Consider the following 18818-nt stretch of genomic DNA (forward strand, 5'->3'; position numbering starts at 1 on the left):
CGTCACTCCCCGCCGCGCAGGATGGAGTTGCCTTCGTGGAGGGGGGAGGGGTCGGCGGTGTCGAGCTGGAGGCGTCCGCTCAGTCCGTAGAAGGCGACGGGGTTGCGCCACAGGACCTGGTCGACGTCGTCTTCGGTGAAGCCGGCCCTCAGCATGGCGTCGGCGACCTTGCGGGTCTTGAGCGGGTCGCTCTTGCCCCAGTCCGCGGCCGAGTTGACGAGGATCTTCTCGGTGCCGTGGTTCTTGAGGACGGCCACCATGCGGTCCTCGTCCATCTTGGTGTCCGGGTAGATGGAGAACCCGGCCCAGCAGCCGCTGTCCACGGCGTCCTTCACCGTCGTCTCGTTGAGGTGGTCGAGCAGGACGTGCTCCGGGGGGAGGGCCGATTCGCGCACGACGTCCAGAGTGCGGCGCAGCCCGGCGAGCTTGTCGCGGTGCGGGGTGTGGACGAGGGCGGGCAGGGCGTGATCGGCGGCCGACTGGAGCTGGGCGGCGAGGGCGTGGTCCTCCGCCGGGGTCATCGAGTCGTAGCCGATCTCGCCCACGGCGACGACGGAGTCCTTGACGAGATAGCGGGGCAGCGCGTCCAGCACGGGGGTGCAGCGGGGGTCGTTCGCCTCCTTCGGATTGAGGGCGATCGCGCAGTGGTGGGCGATGCCGTACTGGGAGGCGCGGAAGGGCTCCCAGCCGAGGAGGGCGTCGAAGTAGTCGAAGAAGCTGCCGGGCGAGGTGCGGGGCTGGCCGAGCCAGAAGGAGGGTTCGACCAGGGCGCGGACGCCCGCGTCGTACATCGCCCGGTAGTCGTCGGTGGTGCGGGAGGTCATGTGGATGTGCGGGTCGAAGATGCGCATCAGGACTCCTCCGTGGGGGCGAGGGGTGCGGCGGTGGCCGGCCGGGCCTGGTGCGTCTGCCCGTCCGCCGGGACGGTGAGGGCGAGGACGGTGCGCAGATCCTCAGGGACGGCGCGGCCGGCGGCAGTGCGTTCTGCGGCGAAGTCGCTGAGCATGCGGGCCAGTTCTCCGTCGCCCCGGGCCCGGTCGGCGAGCCGGGCGACGGCCTCGACCGGCACCTCGGTGAACAGGCACTTCAGGACGGCGTGCCGCCAGGCGTGCGGGTCCAGGCGGACGGCGGCGTAGGGTCCGACGGCCGCGGCGACCAGTCGGGGGTCGTTGGTGCGCAGGGCGTCCTCGACGAGCGGGAGCGCCGAGCCCCCCAGGTCGAGGCGGTGCAGGGTGAGCAGGACGGCGCGGCGCTCGGCGGCGGTGCCGTGGGCGTAGAGCCGGGTGACGCAGGACAGCGAGGCGCGGGCCTCGACGAGGAGGAGGGAGCGGACGGAGTCGGCGTGTTCCCGACCGCAGTGCCGGCCGGCGGCGGCGTAGCGCAGCTCCCACGGCGGGGGGGTGCTCGTGTGCGGGTCGGGGGGCCCGGCGCTCCGGCCGTCCGGGACGGTGTCGGGGGCCGGCCGAGCGCCGGGGGCGCTCGCGGCGTGGGCGGCGTCGGAGGCGCCCTCCGGGCGGCCGGAGCCGGGAGCGGTCCGCGCGCCGGCTGCTCGGCGGACGGCCTCGGGACGGGTGGCTTCCGAAGGCGCCGTCCCCGTACGCGCTGCTTCCGCTCGGAGTGCTTCGGCGCGCGTGGCGTCCGCAGGGGCGGCTCCGGCTCCGAGCGCCTCGTGGGCCGCTTCGGCGAGTGCCTCGTCGAGCCAGGCGCGGGCGGCTTCGCCGAGGGCGGCGTCGAGTTCCTCGCGCGACTTCAGCACCGGGCGGCTCCCTTCGTCATGGCGGAACGCAGGAAGGCGAGGGAGGTCCGGGCGAGGTCGGGGCCGGCGTGGGAGTGGCGGGGCAGCTCGACGACGGTGAGGCCCTGGTAGCCCGTGGCGGCGAGGGCGGCGAGCACCGGCGGAAAGTCGATCTCCCCTTCGCCGAACGGCAGGTGCTCGTGGACCCCGCGGCGCATGTCCTCGATCTGGACGTGCCGGAGCCAGGGCGCGGATTCCTTGACGCACTCCGCGGGGGGCGCGTCCTCCAGGCACTGGCAGTGGCCGATGTCGAGGGTGAGACCGAGCGGGGCCGGGTCGCAGAGGAGGTCGCGGAGGTGGTGGAAGTCGGCGAGGGTGGCGAGGAGGTGGCCGGGTTCGGGTTCGATCGCGAGAGGGACGCCGGCCCGGTCGGCGGCTTCCAGGACAGGGCTGATCGCCGCGCTCAGGCGTTTCCAGGCGGTGGCCGCCGGGGTGCCCGGCGGGGTGACGCCGCTGAAGCAGTGGACAGCGTGCGCGCCCAGATCGGCGGCCACGTCGACGGCGCGGACGAGCAGTGCGGTGCGGGCCGCGCGGGCCTCGGGGTCCGGGTCGAGGAGGGGCGGGCCGTGTTTGCGGCGCGGGTCGAGGACATAGCGGGCTCCGGTCTCGACCGTGACCCGGAGCCCGAGGGAGTCGAGACGGCGACGGACCCGGCTGGTGCGCTGGGCCAGGTCCGGGGCCATGGGGTCCAGGTGCATGTGGTCGAGGGTCAGCCCGACGCCCTCGTAGCCGAGGTCGGCCAGCAGTCCGAGGGCGTCGTCCAGGCGGAGGTCGGTGAGCCCGTTGGTGCCGTATCCGAGGTGGAGGGTCATGTGGGGCTCACCTTCCGTGCGAGGGTGCGGGCGAGAGGGGCGAGGGCCATGACGGCGAGCGCGGTGACGGGGGCCCCCGCGCGGGCGGCGAGCGCGGCCTGGAGCGGGATCATGGCCCGGATGCCGCCGCCGACCGCCCGCTGGGTCAGGGGCGGCGACGGGTTCAGCGCGGCGTGCAGGAGGGGCGGCCCCGCGGTACGGAGATAGGCGCCGGTGAACGCGACAGCCAGAAGGCTTGCCGGACCGGCGGCCCGTTCCGGGACGGCGAACGCCGGCGCGAAGGGTCGCGTGGGATGCCGCGCGTCGGGGCGGCCGGGGCGGGCCGCCCGTGCCGCCTCCGGCCGGGGGGCCGACGGTCGCGCGCCACCGGCCCCCGGGCCCCGCGTACCGGCGGCGCCGGGGCGCCCCGCCCCTCCCCGTGCGGGCCGGGCGACGACGAGCGGCCGTGCTCCCGCGCCTGTCGTGCCCACGCCCCCGGGGGCCGCGGCGGGGCCGTACCGGCCGAGGGCGCGTTTCCGGAAGGGCGCCAGCACCGCTGCGGCGAGCGCCACCGTCGTGGTGAGCACGGCGAGCGGCGTCCCGGTCGAGCCCCCGTGCGCCTCATGGCGCGACACGGCGGTGACACCGTACGTGTGCGCCCCGAGCACCAGGGCCGCGGGCAGGGCGGGCGCCACGGCGGCCGTCCGGGCGGACAGGGACCGGGCCCGAGGCCCGGAGCCGGCCCCGGGCCTCGCCGCCGTCCTCGTCCCGGGCTGAAGCGCCGCCCTCGCATCCGCCCTCATCCCCGTCCGGGGGGCCGCCCCCGGCCTCGACGGCGGCCTCGACGGCAGCCTCGTGCGCGCCGACGCGCCCGCTCCGTGCCCGCTTCCGGCAACGTTGTCGCGTCGTGCGGGCGCAAGCTCCCCCGCCCCGGGCGCCGCCACGGCGGCCGTCGCGCCCAGCAGCAGGTCCAGCGACCGGGCCGCGGCCATCGCCGCCGGGCCCGCCTTCGTGTGCTTCAGGCGGAGGTCGTAGGCCCACACCGTGGCGGCCAGCCCGGTGGCGACGGTCAGCGAGGGGCGGCCGGCCCGGGCGGCCAAGGCGAGACCCGCCCCGGTCAGTACTCCCGCCGCGGTCAGGGCGGCCGCGGGGCTGACGCGCCCCGAGGGGATCGGCCGGTGCGGCCGGTCGACTGCGTCCTCCTCACGGTCGGCCCAGTCGTTGAGGGCCATCCCCGCTTCGTACAGGCACAGCGACGCGCCCACCGCGAGCGCGGTGCCCCGGCCGGGGCGACGGCCCACCGCCGCCGCGCCGGCCAGCGCGTCGCCGGGTACGGAGAACAGCGCGGAGACCCGTAACAGTTCCGCCCAGGCCCGCAGCCGCACCGGCCCCGCGCCCCGCCGCGCCGCTTCCCGAGCGGGCGCGTCCGCCTCGCCCTCCCCGCTCCGGGACGCGGGGGGCGTCGGGCGCCTGCCCGGTGCGGCCGCGGTCCCGCCCGCACCGGGCAGGCCGCCCCGGGCGGCGGCGCTCTTCCCGCCGCGCCCGGTGGCGTACCGCCGCCCGGCCGGGGCGGTGGCCCGCAGCGCTGCCGCGGCGGCCGGCAGCCACCGCTTCACGCCTGGCCCCGCAGCCGCTCCGCGAAGGACAGCAAGGCGGCGTACTGCTCACCGAGGGCGGCCGACGCGCCGCCGTCCGGGTCCTTGAAGTAGAAGCCCAGCTCCGGCAGGGGCCCGCTGATCCCGGCCTCGTGGGCGCGGGCGAGGAGCCGGGCCAGGTCCAGCACCAGCGGGGCCGCCAGAGCGGAGTCACAGCCCTGCCAGATGGTCTGGAGGATCATGCGGGAGCCGAGGAAGCCGTCGAAGGCGATGTGGTCCCAGGCCGTCTTCCAGTCCCCCATCGCCGGCACGTCGTCGATGTGTACCTCCCCTTCGGGGGCGGTGCCGAAGGTGTCGGCCAGGACGCGCTCCTTGCCCGCGTTCTTGGCGGCCGCGGCCGCCGGGTCGGCCAGCGCCGCCCCGTCCCCGCCGCCCAGCAGGTTCGAACCGGACCACGCCCGTACGGCGAGGGCCCGCTGGAGGAACATGGGTGCGAGCACGGAACGCAGCAGCGTCTGGCCGGTCTTGCCGTCGCGCCCGGCGTGGGGGAGTTCGCAGGAGGCGATGGCGGCCGCCAGTGCGGGGGCGCGCAGACCGGTGGAGGGGGTGAAGTTGGCGTAGGCGCAGCCGGCCCTGAGTGCTGCGGCCGCGTACAGCGAACTGGCGGGCAGCCGAAGGGCGTCGGGCCCGGGCGCGGGTTCTGTGGAGGCGACGTTGATGACGACGGTGCGCGCGAGGCCGTGGCGGCGGGCGAAGTCGGTGAGGTCGGCGGTGAAGGCCGCGATGAGCTGCTCGTCGTCGCGGGTGTCGCCGGGGAGCGGCCCGCCGGGGCGGATCTCGGCGTCGGCGGCGTCGAGTTCGGCGCGTACGGCGGAGGGCAGCCCGGGTGGCAGCACTCCTCCGTCGGCGAGCGTCTCTGCCCGTTTGGCCAGAGGGCAGTCGAGGGTGTCGTGACCGCCGAAGACGAGGGCCGGCAGGGGCGGCAGGCCGCTGTCGGCGAAGGGGGGCGTCTCGGTGACCATGCCGGTCGGCGGGTGCAGCCCCGCTGCGATGGCGGCGCAGCCGGCGGTGGCGGTGGTGGCGACGGAGCCGCGTGCTCCGATGAACCACACGCCCGTGCGGCCGGACGGGCCCGAACGGTCCACAGTGCCCGCACGGTCGGCGGGGGCGAAGCGGCTCGGCGCGGGTGAACGGCCCGAAGCGTCCGAGGGACCCGGTGTGTCCGGACGGCCTGGACGAGCGGCGTGATCGGTCACGGGCTGCCTCCCTGGGGGGATGTCGGAGTGGGGGCGGGGGGAGGCTGGCGCCTGCCCCCGCCCGTCGTCGGCCTCGTGGTTCCGGGGGCGGTGGGGTCGTCCCTGAGGCCGCGGGCGGGGTCGGTGTCGGTGAAGTCGCCGGTCTTCGTTCCGTTGAGGAGACCCGCGGGCCTCCGCCCCGGGCCTGGATCTCGTAGCTGTTCCACTGGTCGGGCGGGCGCGGGCCACGGTCTCTGGCACGTGGTGGACGGTAGCCCTGTTCGTCCGGGACGGAAAGCCCTTGTGCGCCAGGGGCGTCCAGCTTCCGTCTCCGACGGGACAAAGAGCTTTCGGACAGCGCGAGCCGGGGCCGGGCCCGTCGGTCGGACCCAGCCCCCCGGGGCCGGGGGCGTCCGGTCCTGGACCGCCGGACGCCCCGGAGGCCGCGTTACTCGCCGCCGCCGAAGGCCGCGTCGAACGAGGCCGAGGGCGGCTCGAAGTCGAACCTCCTGAGATGGGCGAGCGCTTGTGGCGCGCCGGTCAGCCGGTCCATGCCGGCGTCCTCCCACTCCACGGAGACGGGCCCCTCGTAGCCGATGGACCGGAGCATCCGGAAGACGTCCTCCCACGGCACGTCGCCGTGGCCGGCGGAGACGAAGTCCCAGCCACGCCGCGGGTCGCCCCAGGGCAGGTGCGAACCGAGCCGGCCGTTGCGGCCGTCGAGGCGCTTGCGGGCCTCCTTGCAGTCGACGTGGTAGATCCGCTCCCGGAAGTCGTAGAGGAAGCCGACGGGGTCGAGGTCCTGCCAGACGAAGTGGCTCGGGTCGAAGTTGAGCCCGAACGCGGGCCGGTGGTACACCGCTTCGAGGGCGCGCCGGGTGGTCCAGTAGTCGTACGCGATCTCGCTCGGGTGGACCTCGTGGGCGAAGCGCACGCCCTCGGCGTCGAAGACGTCCAGGATCGGGTTCCAGCGCTCAGCGAAGTCATCGTAGCCCCGCTCGATCATGTGCGGCGGGACGGGCGGGAACAGCGCGACCAGGTGCCAGATGGAGGACCCGGTGAATCCGATGACCGTGTCGACTCCGAAGGCCGCGGCCGCCCGCGCGGTGTCCGCGATCTCGGCGGCCGCCCGCCGCCGGACGCCTTCGGCCTCGCCGTCGCCCCAGATCCGGGCGGGCAGGATGCCCTGGTGGCGTTCGTCGATCGGATGGTCGCAGACGGCCTGGCCGACGAGGTGGTTGGAGACGGCGAAGCACTTCAGCCCGTAGGAGTCGAGCAGTCGGCGCCTGCCCTCCAGATAGCCGGGCTCGGCCAACGCTTTGTCGACCTCGAAGTGATCGCCCCAACAGGCGAGTTCGAGGCCGTCGTAGCCGAAGTCACGGGCGTGCCGGCAGACCTCCTCCAGGGGCAGGTCGGCCCACTGGCCGGTGAACAGGGTGAAGGGGCGGGGCATGGGCGACTGCCTCCTAGGACGGGACCGGGGTGTGTACGGAGTTCTTCGCGGCGCTCTCCTCGACGGCGGCGAGGACACGCTGCACCTGGAGCCCGTCCGCGAAGGAGGGCCGGGCCGGGGCTCCTTCGGCGATCGTACGGATCACGTCGTGGGCCTGGTGGACGAAGGTGTGCTCGTATCCGAGGGCGTGGCCCGGCGGCCACCAGGCCTCCAGGTAGGGGTGTTCGGGCTCGGTGACCAGGATGCGCCGGAACCCCGCGGTGGCGGCGGGTTCGGTGTGGTCGTGGAAGGACAGCTCGTTGAGCCGCTCCAGGTCGAAGGCGAGGGACCCCAGCTCGCCGTTGATCTCCAGCCGCAGGGCGTTCTTGCGGCCCGCTGCCATCCGGGTCGCCTCGAAGGAGGCCAGGGCCCCGGACGCGAGACGCCCGGTGAACAGGGCCGCGTCGTCCACCGTCACGCGCCCCCGCTCCGCGGTGGCGGCGCGGTCGGGGAGCCCCGCCGCGGGTCCTGGGCCCAGCGGTCGCTCCCGTACGAAGGTCTCGCTGATGGCGGACACGCCCGTGAGCAACTCACCCGTCAGGTACTGGGCGAGGTCGACGATGTGCGCCCCGAGGTCGCCGAGCGCTCCGGAGCCGGCGCGTTCGCGCTGAAGCCGCCAGGTGAGGGGGGCGGCGGGGTCCACCAGCCAGTCCTGGAGGTAGGCGGCCCGGACGTGGCGCAGCGCGCCCAGCCGGCCGTCCGCGATGAGCCGCCGGGCGTAGGAGATCGCGGGCACCTTGCGGTAGTTGAAGCCCACCACCGCCACCTGGCCGCGCGCCGTCGCCGCCTCTGCGGCCCGGACCATCGCCTCGGCCTCCGCGACGGTGTTGGCGAGCGGCTTCTCGCACAGCACGTGCTTGCCCGCCTCCAGGGCGGCGACGGCGATCTCCGCATGGCTCTCGCCGGGGGTGCAGATGTCGATCAGCTGGACGTCGTCCCGGGCGATCAGCGCCCGCCAGTCGGTCTCCGCCGCCGCCCAGCCGTGCCGGGCCGCGGCGGCGTCGACCGCCGCGCGGTCGCGGCCGCAGACCGCGGCGAGCGCGGGGCGCATCGGCAGGTCGAAGACGTGTCCGGCGGTACGCCAGCCCTGGGAGTGGGCGGCGCCCATGAACGCGTATCCGACCATGCCGATCCCGAGCGTTCCCGGCGCCTGCCGCGGCGGTGCCGCGGTGTGCGTGTGCGTCTCTTGACTAGGGGCCATGCGGGCTTCCTCCTCATCGGTGTGCGGTGACGGGCCGGGGGACACGCTGCCCGCGTCCCCCCGGGCCCCGCTCAGTTGAAGCCCGTGGGCAGGTACTGGTCGACGTTGTCCTTGGTGACCACGGCGGAGTACAGGGTCAGGGAGGTCGGGATCTCCATCTCGGAGAGCCCGCTGACGCCCTTGCCCTGGCCGAGGGCGCGTGCGAGGTCGATCGCGGAGGCGGCCATCGTCGGCGGGTAGAGGACGGTGGCCTTGAGGACGCCGTCGTCGGCCTTGATGGCGTCCATCGCGGACTTGGCCCCGGCGCCGCCGACCATGAAGAACTCGTCGCGTCCGGCCTGCTGGATGGCGCGGAGCGCGCCGACTCCCTGGTCGTCGTCGTGGTTCCACAGCGCGTCGAACTGCTTCTGGGCCTGGAGGAGCTGAGCCATCTTCGCCTGGCCCGACTCGACGGTGAACTCGGCGGCCTGACGGGCCACCAGCTCGATGCCGGGGTAGTTCTTGAGCGCGTCCGCGAACCCCTGGCTGCGCTGCTTGGTCAGCTCCAGGTTGTCGATGCCGGCCAGTTCGACGACCTTCGCGTCCGGCTTGTCCTTCAGCTGTTCTCCGATGTAGTGCCCGGCGTTGAGGCCCATGCCGTAGTTGTCGCCGCCGACCCAGCAGCGGTAGGCCTGCGGGGAGGCGAAGACGCGGTCCAGGTTGACGACGGGGATGCCCGCCTTCATGGCCTCCAGGCCGACCTGGGTGAGCGCCTTGCCGTCAGCCGGAAGGATGACGAGGACGTCGACCTTCTTGTTGATGAGGGTCTTGACCTGGCCGATCTGCGCGGCGGTGTCGTTGGAGCCCTCGGTGGTCTCCAGGGTGACGTCGGAGTAGCCCTCCGCCCGGGTCTTCGCGTTGACGTTGATCGCGTTGAGCCAGCCGTGGTCGGCCTGGGGTCCGGCGAACCCGATGGTGACGGCCTTGCCGGGCTGGTCGTCGGCGGCGGGCCGGCTGTCGGCGGTGGACTCGGACCTCTTGGGCTCGTTGCTGGTGCAGGCGGTGAGGAGCGCGCCCGCGGAGACGGCTGCGGTTCCGAACAGCAGCCCTCTGCGGCTGGTCTCTGGCATGGCGGTTGGACCCTTCGTCCGGTGGGTGGTGTGCGGGGTGGGGCGGCGGAGCTCAGCTCTCCTGGCCGCGCAGGGTGCGGCGCTGGACGAGCACGGCGGCGACGATGATGGCGCCCTTGGCGATCTGCTGGACGTCGCTCTGGAGGTTGTTGAGCGCGAAGATGTTGGTGATCGTGGTGAAGACGAGGACGCCGAGGACCGAGCCGACGATCGTGCCGCGGCCACCGCTCAGGAGGGTGCCGCCGATGATCACTGCGGCGATCGCGTCCAGCTCGTACAGGTTGCCGTTGGTGTTCTGGCCGGAGCCGGAGAGCACGATCAGCATGAAAGCGGCGATGCCGCAGCACAGTCCGGACAGCAGGTAGAGGTAGAGCCGTTGACGGCGTACGTCGATCCCGGCGAGCCGGGCGGCCTCGGCGTTCCCGCCGACGGCGACGGTGCGGCGGCCGAAGGTGGTGCGGTTGAGGATCAGCCAGCCGGCGACGGTGACCACCGCGAACATGATGACCAGCGGCGGGACCCCGAGGATGTAGGAGTCGGGCAAACCGAGCTCCAGGACCGGGTCCACGGTGACGATCTGGGTTTTGCCGTCGGTGATCTGCAACGCGAGGCCGCGGGCCGAGGCGAGCATGGCCAGCGTCGCGATGAAGGGGACCATACCCCCGTACGCGATGAGGACGCCGTTGACGAGTCCGGCGGCCAGACCGACGGTCACCGCGGTGAAAGCGATGCCCGCGAAGCCGAAGTCCTGGGTGGCCAGGGTCGTCGCCCAGACGGAGGCGAGCGCGACCATCGCCCCGACGGAGAGGTCGATGCCGCCGCTGGTGATGACGAAGGTCATGCCGACGGTGACGACCCCGATGACGGAGGCCTGGGTGAGGATCAGCTGGAGGTTGCCGGTGTCCAGGAAGGCGTCCGGCTCGGTGATGCCGCCGACGGCGATCAGGGCGGCGAGGACGCCGAGCAGGGACAGCGTCCGGACGTCGGCCCGCAGGCCGCGTCCGGGCAGGCCGCCGCCCTTGTCCGAGGGGGGCGGGGCGACCGGGCCGGAGTGGGGGCCCTGGTCCGGCCCGTTGTGCTGCGCCGACGGGGCGGGCTGTGTCATGGCGTCGGGCTCCCTTCCATCACGAGGTCGAGTACACGGTGCTCGTCGAGCTCCTGAGCGGGGGCCGTGTGGACCACACGGCCTTCGCGGAGCACCAGCACCCGGTCGGCGAGGCCCAGGACTTCGGGCACTTCGCTGGAGACGAGCAGGACGGCGAGGCCTTCGTCGGCCAGCCGGCGGATCACGGCGTAGAGCTCGGCGCGAGCGCCGACGTCGACGCCGCGGGTCGGTTCGTCCAGCAGCAGGACCCGGCAGCCGCGCAGCAACCAGCGGGCGAGGACGGCCTTTTGCTGGTTGCCGCCGGAGAGGGTGCGGACGGCGGCCTCCGGGTGGTCCGGCCGCAGCGAGAGTTCACGGGTGGCCTCTCGGGCGGCCCGCCGCTCGCCGCCCCGGTCGATCCAGCCCAGCCGGGCGAAGCGGGAGAGGGAGGAGACGGAGACGTTGCGGGTGACCGATTCGGTCAGCAGCAGGGCCTGGGCCTTGCGTTCCTCGGGTGCGAGGCCGATGCCCGCGGCGACGGCGGCGCGGACGCTGCCCGCGCGGATCTCCTTGCCCGCGACGGTGACGGTCCCGGTGTCGGCCTTGCGGGCTCCGTAGACGGTCTCCAGGATCTCCGAGCGGCCGGAGCCGACGAGACCGGCGAGGCCGACGATCTCGCCGGGGCGCAGCTCCAGGTCGACCGGGGCGAACTCGCCCGCGCGTGAGAGCCCTTGGACCCGGAGCACCGGCTCTTCCGTGGCGGCGGCCGCCCGGTCGGGGCGGGGCGGGAAGACGTGGGCGACGTCCCGGCCGGTCATCATGGCAACGATGTCCCGTGTGGGCGTGCCGGCCGCGGGCAGCCCCACCGCGACGGCCCGGCCGTCCTTGAGGACGGTGACCCGGTCGCCGATGCGGCGGATCTCCTCCAGCCGGTGCGAGATGTGGACGACGGCCACCCCGTCGGCGGTGAGACCCTCGACGATCCGGAAGAGGTTGTCGACCTCGTCGGGGTCCAGGGCGGCGGAGGGCTCGTCCATCACGATGAGCCGGACGTCGTGGGAGAGCGCCCGCGCCATCGAGACGATCTGCTGCTGGGCGGCGGAGAGCTCTCCGACCGGCCGGGCCGGGTCGATCTCCGGGTGGCCGAGGCGCGCCAGCAGGGAGGCTGTCGCGCTGCGCCCCGCGCCGGTGCGGACGACGAAGCCGGCGCGGGTCGGTTCGTGGCCGAGGAAGACGTTCTCCGCGACCGACAGCCCCGCGACCAGGTCGAGTTCCTGGTAGATGGTGGCGATGCCCAGGCGCATGGCGGCGATCGGCGACCTGAGCCGGACGGGCTCGCCGCGCCAGGTGATCTGGCCGCCGTCGGGCTGGTGGGCTCCGGCGAGCACCTTGATGAGCGTGGACTTGCCCGCACCGTTCTGGCCGAGGAGGCAGTGGACCTCGCCGGCCTGGACTTCCAGGTCGACGCCGTCCAGGGCGCGGACGCCGGGGAAGGACTTGGTGATGCCGGACATGGTGAGCAGGGGTGGTTCTGGTGCCATGACGATCCCCTCGGCGAATGGGGTCTCCCCTGCCCGGCGTGCGAGGCCGGGGCCCGGGGAGGGCAGGTGAGCGGACAGGGGGCAGAGCTGGAGGTGCCGTGGAGCCGGCGGCACCGCGAACGGCTGCCGACTGGAATCTGAGGTGTACCTGACGAATGCGGTGGTGCGTACGACGAGAGGGGCGGGCAGGGGAGTCACCGGCGCTGGTGTCGGTGGTGCGGGCGGGGAGCGCGCTGGTGGGGGTGGTGCCGGTGCGGCAGGGGCTGTACGGGTGCGTGGTCTCCAGGGAGCCGGGTACGGCGTGGAGCGCCGCTCACCGATCCTGCGGTCAGGCCGGTGAGAAGAGATGGTCGCTGATGAGCCGGGCCGCGCCGATCACTCCGGCGGCAGGACCCAACTCGCCCAGCACGATGGGGAGATTGTTGGTGGCCAGCGGCAGGGACTGCCGGTACACCTGGGTGCGGACACTGGCGAGGAGGTTGTGACCGAGGCCGGTGACCCCGCCGCCGATCACCACCAGACCGGGATTGAAGAAGCTGACGAGACCGGCGATGACCTGGCCGACCCGGTTGCCCCCCTCACGGATCAGGGCGAGGGCTGCGGCGTCGCCGGCCGCGGCGGCCGCGGCCACGTCCAAGGCGCTGAGGCGGCCGGCCGCCTCCAGCCGGGCGGCGAGCTCGGGAGAGCGGCCCTCCCGAGCGGCGTCCTGGGCGTCCCGTGCCAGGGCGGCGCCGCTGAAGTGGGCCTCCAGACAGCCCCGGTTGCCGCAGGCGCAGGGCCGGCCGCCCGGTTCCACCTGGATGTGCCCGATGTCTCCGGCGCTGCCGGTCGTGCCGCGGTAGACCTCGCCGCCGACGACGATGCCGCAGCCGATGCCCGTACCGATCTTGACGCAGAGGAAGTCCCCCACGGACCGGGCGACGCCCGCGTGCTGCTCGCCCATCGCCATGAGGTTCACGTCGTTGTCGACCATGACGGGGCAGCCCAGCTCCTGGCTGAGCGCCTCACGGACCGGGAAGCCGTCCCAGCCGGGCATGATCGGCGGGGCGACGGGCACCCCCTCGGGGAAGCGGACGGGGCCGGGGACCCCGACACCAGCGCCGTCGAAGCCGTCGGCGAGCCCGGAGGCCCGCAGCTTGGCGGCCAGGGACAGCGCTTGCTCGAAGACGGCGACGGGCCCCTCCCGCACGTCCATCGGGTGGTTGAGGTGTCCCAGCACCTCCAGCTCCGCGTTGGTGACCGCCACGTCGATGGAGGTCGCCCCGATGTCGACCCCGAGGAACCGCAGTTCGGGGGCGAGCCGGATGTTGTGCGAGCGGCGTCCGCCACGCGACGCGGCGAGTCCGTCGGCCACCACCAGGCCGGTGTCCAGCAGACGGTCCACCTCGACGGCGAGCTTCGAACGCGAGAGGTCGACCTGGTCACCCAGCTGAGCACGGGAGTTGGGGCCCCCGTCGCGCAGCAGCCGAAGCAGCCGCGCCTGATGCGTGTTCGCGGGTCGTGCCGTCATGCGTCTCACGCGTCCCTCCCCGCCACATCGGCCAGTCCGTCGGGCTTTCGAGGGGAACGTAGCAGCGCACACCCGGAGTGGGAAGAAGTTGCGCGGGAATCAGCACGAACTTTCTCCACACCCAGGACAAAGATGGTCAGGGGCAGCGGATGACCTGGCCGGCGTAGGAGAGGTTTCCACCGAACCCGAAGAGCAGGACGGGCGCGCCGGAGGCGACCTCACCGCGCTCGATCAGCTTGGAGAGCGCCATCGGGATGGAGGCGGCCGAGGTGTTGCCGGAGTCCACGACGTCCCGGGCGATGACGGCGTTGACCGCGCCGATCTTCCGGGCGACCGGTTCGATGATCCGCAGGTTGGCCTGGTGCAGGACGACCGCGCCCAGATCCTCCGGGGCGACACCCGCCTTCTCGCACACCCGTCGGGCGATCGGGGGCAGCTGCGTGGTGGCCCAGCGGTAGACGGACTGCCCCTCCTGCGCGAAGCGCGGCGGCGTCCCCTCGATCCGTACCGCGTTGCCCATCTCCGGCACCGATCCCCACAGCACCGGCCCGATCCCGGGACCGTCCGGGGTGTCGGGGGCGGCCGGGTCCGCGGTGACCACCGCGGCCCCCGCTCCGTCGCCGAGCAGGACGCACGTGGAGCGGTCGGTCCAGTCCGCGATGTCGCCCATCTTGTCGGCGCCGATCACCAGGGCCCGGGCCGCGGCGCCCGCCCGGATGGCGTGATCGGCGGTGGCCAGGGCGTGGGTGAAGCCTGAGCACACCACGTTGATGTCCAGAACCGCGGGCGAACCCATGCCCAGGCGGGCGGCGACCCGTGCCGACATACTGGGGGACCGGTCGATCGCCGTGGAGGTGGCGACGAGGACCAGATCGATGTCCGACGGCTGGAGGCCGGCCGCGGCCAGCGCCTTGGCTCCCGCGTTCGCGGCCAGCTCGTCCACCGGCTCGTCGGGGCCTCCCACGTGCCGGGTCTTGATGCCGACCCGACTCGTGATCCATTCGTCGCTCGTGTCGACCAGGGCCGACAGATCTTCGTTGGTGAGGACCTTGGCTGGCTGGTAGTGGCCGAGCGCCACGACACGTGAGCCGGTCATACGGGTTCCCCTCGTCAGGTAGGGCAGGAAACATCCAGTCTTGGTCGCTACCGACCGGTACGAAGGCACGTGTTCCCACAGGAAACCGAGCCGCACGTTGGAGCCTTGACAACCGCCTGGTCACCGTGCTGCGCCGGCGGGCGGGACAGCGGGGGGCGGGTGCCGGACAATGACGGAGTCAGGCCACGGCTCACACACGGACAGAATCGGGTTCAGCTCTATGGGACGGGTCACCGAACGCCGCCGCACCCTGCGCATCCGGGACGGAGCCGTCTCCTCGCGCCCTGACACGCTGGTGGCGGAGGAACCACTGGAGATCCGGCTGAACGGCCGCCCGCTCGCCATCACCATGCGGACGCCGGGCGACGACTTCGCGCTGGCGGCGGGTTTCCTGGTCAGCGAGGGAGTGATCGCCGACGGGCGGCAGGTGGCGACGATCGTGTACTGCGCCGGAGCGACGGCGGACGGGGGAAACACCTACAACGTGGTGGACGTACAGCTCGCGCCCGGGGTCGAGGTCCCCGACGTCACGCTGGAGCGCAACGTCTACACCACCTCCTCGTGCGGCCTGTGCGGCAAGGCCAGCCTCGACGCGGTGCGCACCACGACCCGGCACCCGGTGGCCGACGCTCCCCCGGTGCGCCTCACCCCCGCACTGCTCTCCGCACTCCCCGACCGGTTGCGGGCGGCCCAGCGGGTCTTCGACCGGACGGGGGGCCTGCACGCCGCCGCGCTCTTCTCCGAGGAGGGCGAGCTGCTGGACGTGCGCGAGGACGTCGGCCGCCACAACGCGGTCGACAAGCTGGTGGGCCGGGCGCTGACGGACCACCGGCTGCCGTTGTCGCGGGCCGTCCTGCTGGTGTCGGGACGCGCCTCCTTCGAGCTGGCGCAGAAGGCCGTGATGGCTGGCATCCCGGTGCTGGCGGCGGTCTCCGCGCCGTCCTCCCTGGCCGTGGACCTGGCGGCGGAGAGCGGGCTGACGCTCGTCGGCTTCCTGCGGGGCCCTTCGATGAACGTGTACGCGGGCGAGCACCGGATCGCCCTGGAGACGGCGGCCCGCTGACCGGCCGCGGGACCGCCGGGCGCGAGCGCCGTTCACTCCTTCGCGAACGACAGCCCCTCGGCGGCCAGCGCCTCCCTCAGCACCCGGACCGCCTTCGGGCCGACGCCGTGCAGCGCCAGGATCTCCGGCACGGTCATGGCCGTGAGCTGGACCAGGCGCGTGCACCCCGCCGCGCGCAGGGCCCTGCGCGCGGGGTTGCCCACGGCGTGCGGGAAGTCGTCGGCGGGCGGGCCGGGCAGCTCCGGCACAGCAGTCCTCCAGGCGCGGGGCGTCAGGTCGCGGCTCTCGCGTCCACCGTATCCGCCGCCGGCGACAGCGCCGCGGCGCCGCGGCCCCCGGGGTCGCGCGAGCGGCGGGCGGCGATCACCGCGCAGACCGTCAGCTGCATCTGGTGGAAGAGCATCAGCGGCAGCACGGCGAGGCTCGCGTCCGCCCCGAACAGCACGCTCGCCATCGGCAGCCCGGCCGCGAGGCTCTTCTTCGACCCGGCGAACTGGATGGCGGCCGGCTGCGGTTCGGGGCCTGTGAGGACTTCGTGCTGACCAGGCTCCCGGAGATCCTGGCGGCCTTCGGCCGCGAGCATCCGCAGGTCGAGCTCCAGCTCACCGTGGAGCTGTCCGGAACGCTCCACCGGCAGTTGGCGGCCGGCCGTCTGGATCTGGTGCTGGCCAAACGGCGCGGCGACGACCCGCACGGCGATCCGGTGTGGCGGGACGCGCTGGAGTGGATCGGGGCGCCGCACCTGCGCCTCGATCCGGACCGCCCGGTGCCGCTGGTGGTCTACCCGCCGCCGGACATCACCAGGGCCCGCGCCCTGGAGGCGCTGGAGGAGCACGGCCGGGCCTGGCGGATCGCGTGTACGAGCACGAGCCTGAACGCCCTGGTGGCGGCGGCGCGGGCGGGCCTGGGTGTGATGGCGCACTCGCGGGGGCTGGTCCCGCAGGGGCTGGCGCCGGTCACGGGGAGGGCCGGGCTGCCGGAGCTGGGCGGGGTCGATTTCGTTCTGCTGCGCGGGGACCTCAAAGGCCCGGCGCAGGAGGCGGCAGAGGCGCTGGCCGCCTCGATCCTCGCGGGCGGCGACCGGCTCCACCGGGGCGCCGGGGGCCGGGACGAGTCCTGAGGTGGCGGCCGCGCTCGCTGCCGGGCTCTTCGCCGGTGCGGCGGGACGGGTCGTGACGCAGGCGCGCGACGTGACCGCGGCGGGCGGATTCGGTGGAGGTTCCGGCGCGAGGCGCGCACCTCTCCGGCAGAACCGCACGGCGCCCGCGCCCGGGCCTTGCCGGTCTGGCCGGATTTCGACGGCCTGCCGGTGCGGGCGGCACGGGGTGCGGGGGCCCTTCGGGCCCTCTGGCCGGGCGCCCGCCTGCGGTAGCGTCGCGACGCTGTGCGGAGCGCCACGAGGAGCAGGTCATTGCGCGATTTCACTGTCCCGCCCCTGGCGGCGGCGCCTCACGTCGGCGGTCTGGCCGATGTGGTCTTCGACCACGCCGAGGATGACCCGCGGCGGGTCGCGCTCAGCCGCAAGGACGCCGGGGGCCGGTGGCGCGATGTGACCGCGGAGGCCTTCCGCGACGAGGTGCTGGCCCTGGCGAGAGGGCTGATCGCGCACGGCGTGCGGTTCGGCGACCGGGTGGCTCTCATGTCCCGTACGCGCTACGAGTGGACGCTCTTCGACTTCGCGCTCTGGACCGTCGGGGCCCAGTCGGTGCCGGTGTATCCGACGGCCTCCGCCGAGCAGGTCCTGTGGATGCTGCACGACGCGGAAGTGGTGGCGGTGGTGGTCGAGCACGAGGACCACGCGATGACGGTCGGCTCCGTGATCGACCGGCTGCCGCGCCTGAAGCGGCTGTGGCAGCTGGACGCGGGAGCGGTCGACGAGCTGACCGGCGCGGGCGCGCGGATCGACGACGAGGTCGTGCACCGGCACCGGCACGCGGTGACGCCCGGATCGGTGGCGACGGTGATCTACACCTCCGGGACGACGGGGCGCCCCAAGGGATGCGTGATCACCCACGCCGGCTTCATGTTCGAGTGCGACACGCTGGTGGGCCGCTGGGAGCCGGTGTTCCGATCCCGGCCGGGCGAGGAGGCGGCTGCATTGCTCTTCCTACCGCTGGCCCACGTCTTCGGCCGGATGGTGGAGGTCGCGGCGGTCCGGGGGCGGGTCAGGCTCGGCCACCGGTCGGCGCTGTCGGCGAGCGCGCTGATGCCGGACCTGGCCGCCTTCCGGCCGACGTTCGTCCCGGCGGTGCCGTACGTCTTCGAGAAGGTGTTCAGCGGGGCCCGGCGCGCGGCGGAGGCGATGGGCCGGGCGGGGCAGTTCGACAGGGCGGTCGACGTCGCCGTGCAGTACGCGCAGGCGCAGGAGTCGAAGGCGTTCGGGGCCGGCCCGGGGCCGGCGGCGGGGCTGCGGATGCAGCACCAGTTCTTCGACAGGACCGTCTACCGGAAGATCCGCGACGCGATGGGCGGCCGGGTGCGGCACGCGATGTCCGGCGGCTCGGCCATGGACCGCCGGCTCGGCCTCTTCTACGCGGGGGCCGGGGTGACGGTCCTCGAAGGATACGGGCTGACCGAGACGGTCGCGGCGGCGACGGCGAACCCTCCCGAGCGCCCCCGATACGGCACCGTCGGGCAGCCCGTCCCCGGGACGTCGGTGCACATCGCCGAGGACGGTGAGATCTGGGTGCGCGGACCGAACGTGTTCTCCGGCTACCTGGGCAGCCCCGAGGCCACCCGGGCGGTGCTGCGCGACGGGTGGCTGGCCACCGGAGACCTCGGCTCGCTGGACGCGGACGGCTATCTGACGATCACCGGGCGGAAGAAGGAGACCCTGGTGACGTCCGGCGGCAGGAGCGTGGCGCCGGCCGGCCTGGAGGAACGGGTACGGGCGCATCCGCTGGTGGCGCAATGCCTCGTCGTCGGCAACGACCGCCCGTACATCGCGGCACTGGTCACCGTCGACCGGGAAGCCGTCGACCACTGGCTGTCCATGCGGGGCCGCCCTCCGCTCGCCCCCGCCGACCTGGTGCGCGACCCGGACCTGGAGAGGGAGGTCCGCCGGGCGGTCGTGGCGGCCAATGCCGCGGTGTCGCAAGCCGAGTCGATCCGTACGTTCCGCATCCTGGCCCACCCGTTCACGGAGGAGCACGGCCTGCTGACCCCCTCGCTGAAGCTGAAGCGCACGGTGATCGAGGCGGCGTACGCGTCCGAGGTGGAGGCGCTGTACCACTGACCCGCCGGCCCTGACCGCCGTTTCCCCGGGCCTCGGCCCTCGCCCCCCGGCGGGAATGCCTGGGAATGCCT

At 73.9% G+C, this 18818-nt stretch carries 16 protein-coding genes and 1 pseudogene; 3 read left to right on the plus strand and 14 right to left on the minus strand.

The genetic code is table 11. The features are described from left to right. Nucleotides 1-2: 2 nt before the first annotated feature. From V9U70_RS05315 to V9U70_RS05370, 12 genes are all read right to left on the minus strand, one after another. Complete coding sequence (locus V9U70_RS05315) at nt 3-851, minus strand: TatD family hydrolase (protein WP_336673276.1); 849 nt, start codon at nt 849-851, stop codon at nt 3-5. Next, entirely contained in the window at nt 851-1756 is a 906-nt protein-coding gene (locus V9U70_RS05320) for an EboA domain-containing protein (RefSeq protein WP_336673277.1), read from the minus strand. The genes V9U70_RS05315 and V9U70_RS05320 overlap by 1 nt, the downstream gene beginning before the upstream one ends. After that, on the minus strand, nt 1750-2607 hold the full coding sequence (locus V9U70_RS05325) for a sugar phosphate isomerase/epimerase family protein (protein ID WP_336673278.1): 858 nt from the start codon (nt 2605-2607) through the stop codon (nt 1750-1752). The genes V9U70_RS05320 and V9U70_RS05325 overlap by 7 nt, the downstream gene beginning before the upstream one ends. Then, nucleotides 2604-4202: an SCO3242 family prenyltransferase gene (locus V9U70_RS05330; RefSeq protein ID WP_336673279.1), complete on the minus strand. Its 1599-nt coding sequence runs from the start codon at nt 4200-4202 to the stop codon at nt 2604-2606. The genes V9U70_RS05325 and V9U70_RS05330 overlap by 4 nt, the downstream gene beginning before the upstream one ends. Next, nucleotides 4199-5326, minus strand: a complete 1128-nt coding sequence (locus tag V9U70_RS05335) for an inositol-3-phosphate synthase (RefSeq protein WP_336673280.1) — start codon at nt 5324-5326, stop codon at nt 4199-4201. Before V9U70_RS05335 ends, V9U70_RS05330 begins: the two co-directional genes overlap by 4 nt. 538 nt (nt 5327-5864) lie before the next feature. Further along, nucleotides 5865-6869, minus strand: coding sequence for a sugar phosphate isomerase/epimerase family protein (locus V9U70_RS05340; protein WP_336673281.1), 1005 nt, complete (start codon nt 6867-6869; stop codon nt 5865-5867). Between the two features lie 13 nt (nt 6870-6882). Continuing rightward, entirely contained in the window at nt 6883-8109 is a 1227-nt protein-coding gene (locus V9U70_RS05345; RefSeq protein ID WP_419723933.1) for a Gfo/Idh/MocA family protein, read from the minus strand. Between the two features lie 71 nt (nt 8110-8180). Further along, a complete protein-coding gene (locus V9U70_RS05350; RefSeq protein ID WP_336673282.1) occupies nt 8181-9218 on the minus strand; it encodes a substrate-binding domain-containing protein in 1038 nt (345 codons plus the stop codon). 52 nt (nt 9219-9270) lie between these two features. Then, on the minus strand, nt 9271-10323 hold the full coding sequence (locus V9U70_RS05355; RefSeq protein WP_336673283.1) for an ABC transporter permease: 1053 nt from the start codon (nt 10321-10323) through the stop codon (nt 9271-9273). Beyond that, nucleotides 10320-11843 carry a sugar ABC transporter ATP-binding protein gene (locus V9U70_RS05360; RefSeq protein WP_336673284.1) on the minus strand — a complete coding sequence of 508 codons (1524 nt, stop codon included), beginning with the start codon at nt 11841-11843 and terminating at the stop codon, nt 10320-10322. Before V9U70_RS05360 ends, V9U70_RS05355 begins: the two co-directional genes overlap by 4 nt. A gap of 328 nt (nt 11844-12171) precedes the next feature. Next, nucleotides 12172-13353: an ROK family transcriptional regulator gene (locus V9U70_RS05365; RefSeq protein ID WP_336673285.1), complete on the minus strand. Its 1182-nt coding sequence runs from the start codon at nt 13351-13353 to the stop codon at nt 12172-12174. A 136-nt stretch (nt 13354-13489) separates the two neighbouring features. After that, nucleotides 13490-14449, minus strand: a complete 960-nt coding sequence (locus V9U70_RS05370) for a beta-ketoacyl-ACP synthase III (RefSeq protein ID WP_336673286.1) — start codon at nt 14447-14449, stop codon at nt 13490-13492. 220 nt (nt 14450-14669) lie between these two features. Between V9U70_RS05370 and fdhD the strand changes: the two genes are divergently transcribed. Beyond that, the gene (gene fdhD / locus V9U70_RS05375) at nt 14670-15512 is read left to right on the plus strand and encodes a formate dehydrogenase accessory sulfurtransferase FdhD (protein WP_336673287.1); all 843 of its coding nucleotides are present in this window, start codon (nt 14670-14672) and stop codon (nt 15510-15512) included. A 32-nt stretch (nt 15513-15544) separates the two neighbouring features. Here fdhD and V9U70_RS05380 read toward each other — a convergent pair whose 3' ends face one another. Together V9U70_RS05380 and V9U70_RS05385 are read right to left on the minus strand one after the other, a co-directional pair. Beyond that, on the minus strand, nt 15545-15760 hold the full coding sequence (locus V9U70_RS05380; RefSeq protein WP_336673288.1) for a helix-hairpin-helix domain-containing protein: 216 nt from the start codon (nt 15758-15760) through the stop codon (nt 15545-15547). Between the two features lie 23 nt (nt 15761-15783). Continuing rightward, nucleotides 15784-16014 (minus strand): annotated as a pseudogene (locus V9U70_RS05385) (bile acid:sodium symporter); the annotation flags it as partial. A 33-nt stretch (nt 16015-16047) separates the two neighbouring features. Here V9U70_RS05385 and V9U70_RS05390 point away from each other — a divergent pair. Further along, nucleotides 16048-16632 (plus strand): LysR substrate-binding domain-containing protein, encoded by a 585-nt coding sequence (locus tag V9U70_RS05390; protein WP_419723934.1) that lies wholly within the window; start codon nt 16048-16050, stop codon nt 16630-16632. A 315-nt stretch (nt 16633-16947) separates the two neighbouring features. Beyond that, nucleotides 16948-18747, plus strand: coding sequence for an AMP-dependent synthetase/ligase (locus tag V9U70_RS05395; protein WP_336673367.1), 1800 nt, complete (start codon nt 16948-16950; stop codon nt 18745-18747). Nucleotides 18748-18818 lie beyond the last annotated feature (71 nt).

Origin of the sequence: Streptomyces pratensis, assembly GCF_037137275.1 — a bacterium.
In the GTDB taxonomy this organism is placed as follows: Bacteria; Actinomycetota; Actinomycetes; order Streptomycetales; family Streptomycetaceae; genus Streptomyces; species Streptomyces pratensis_B.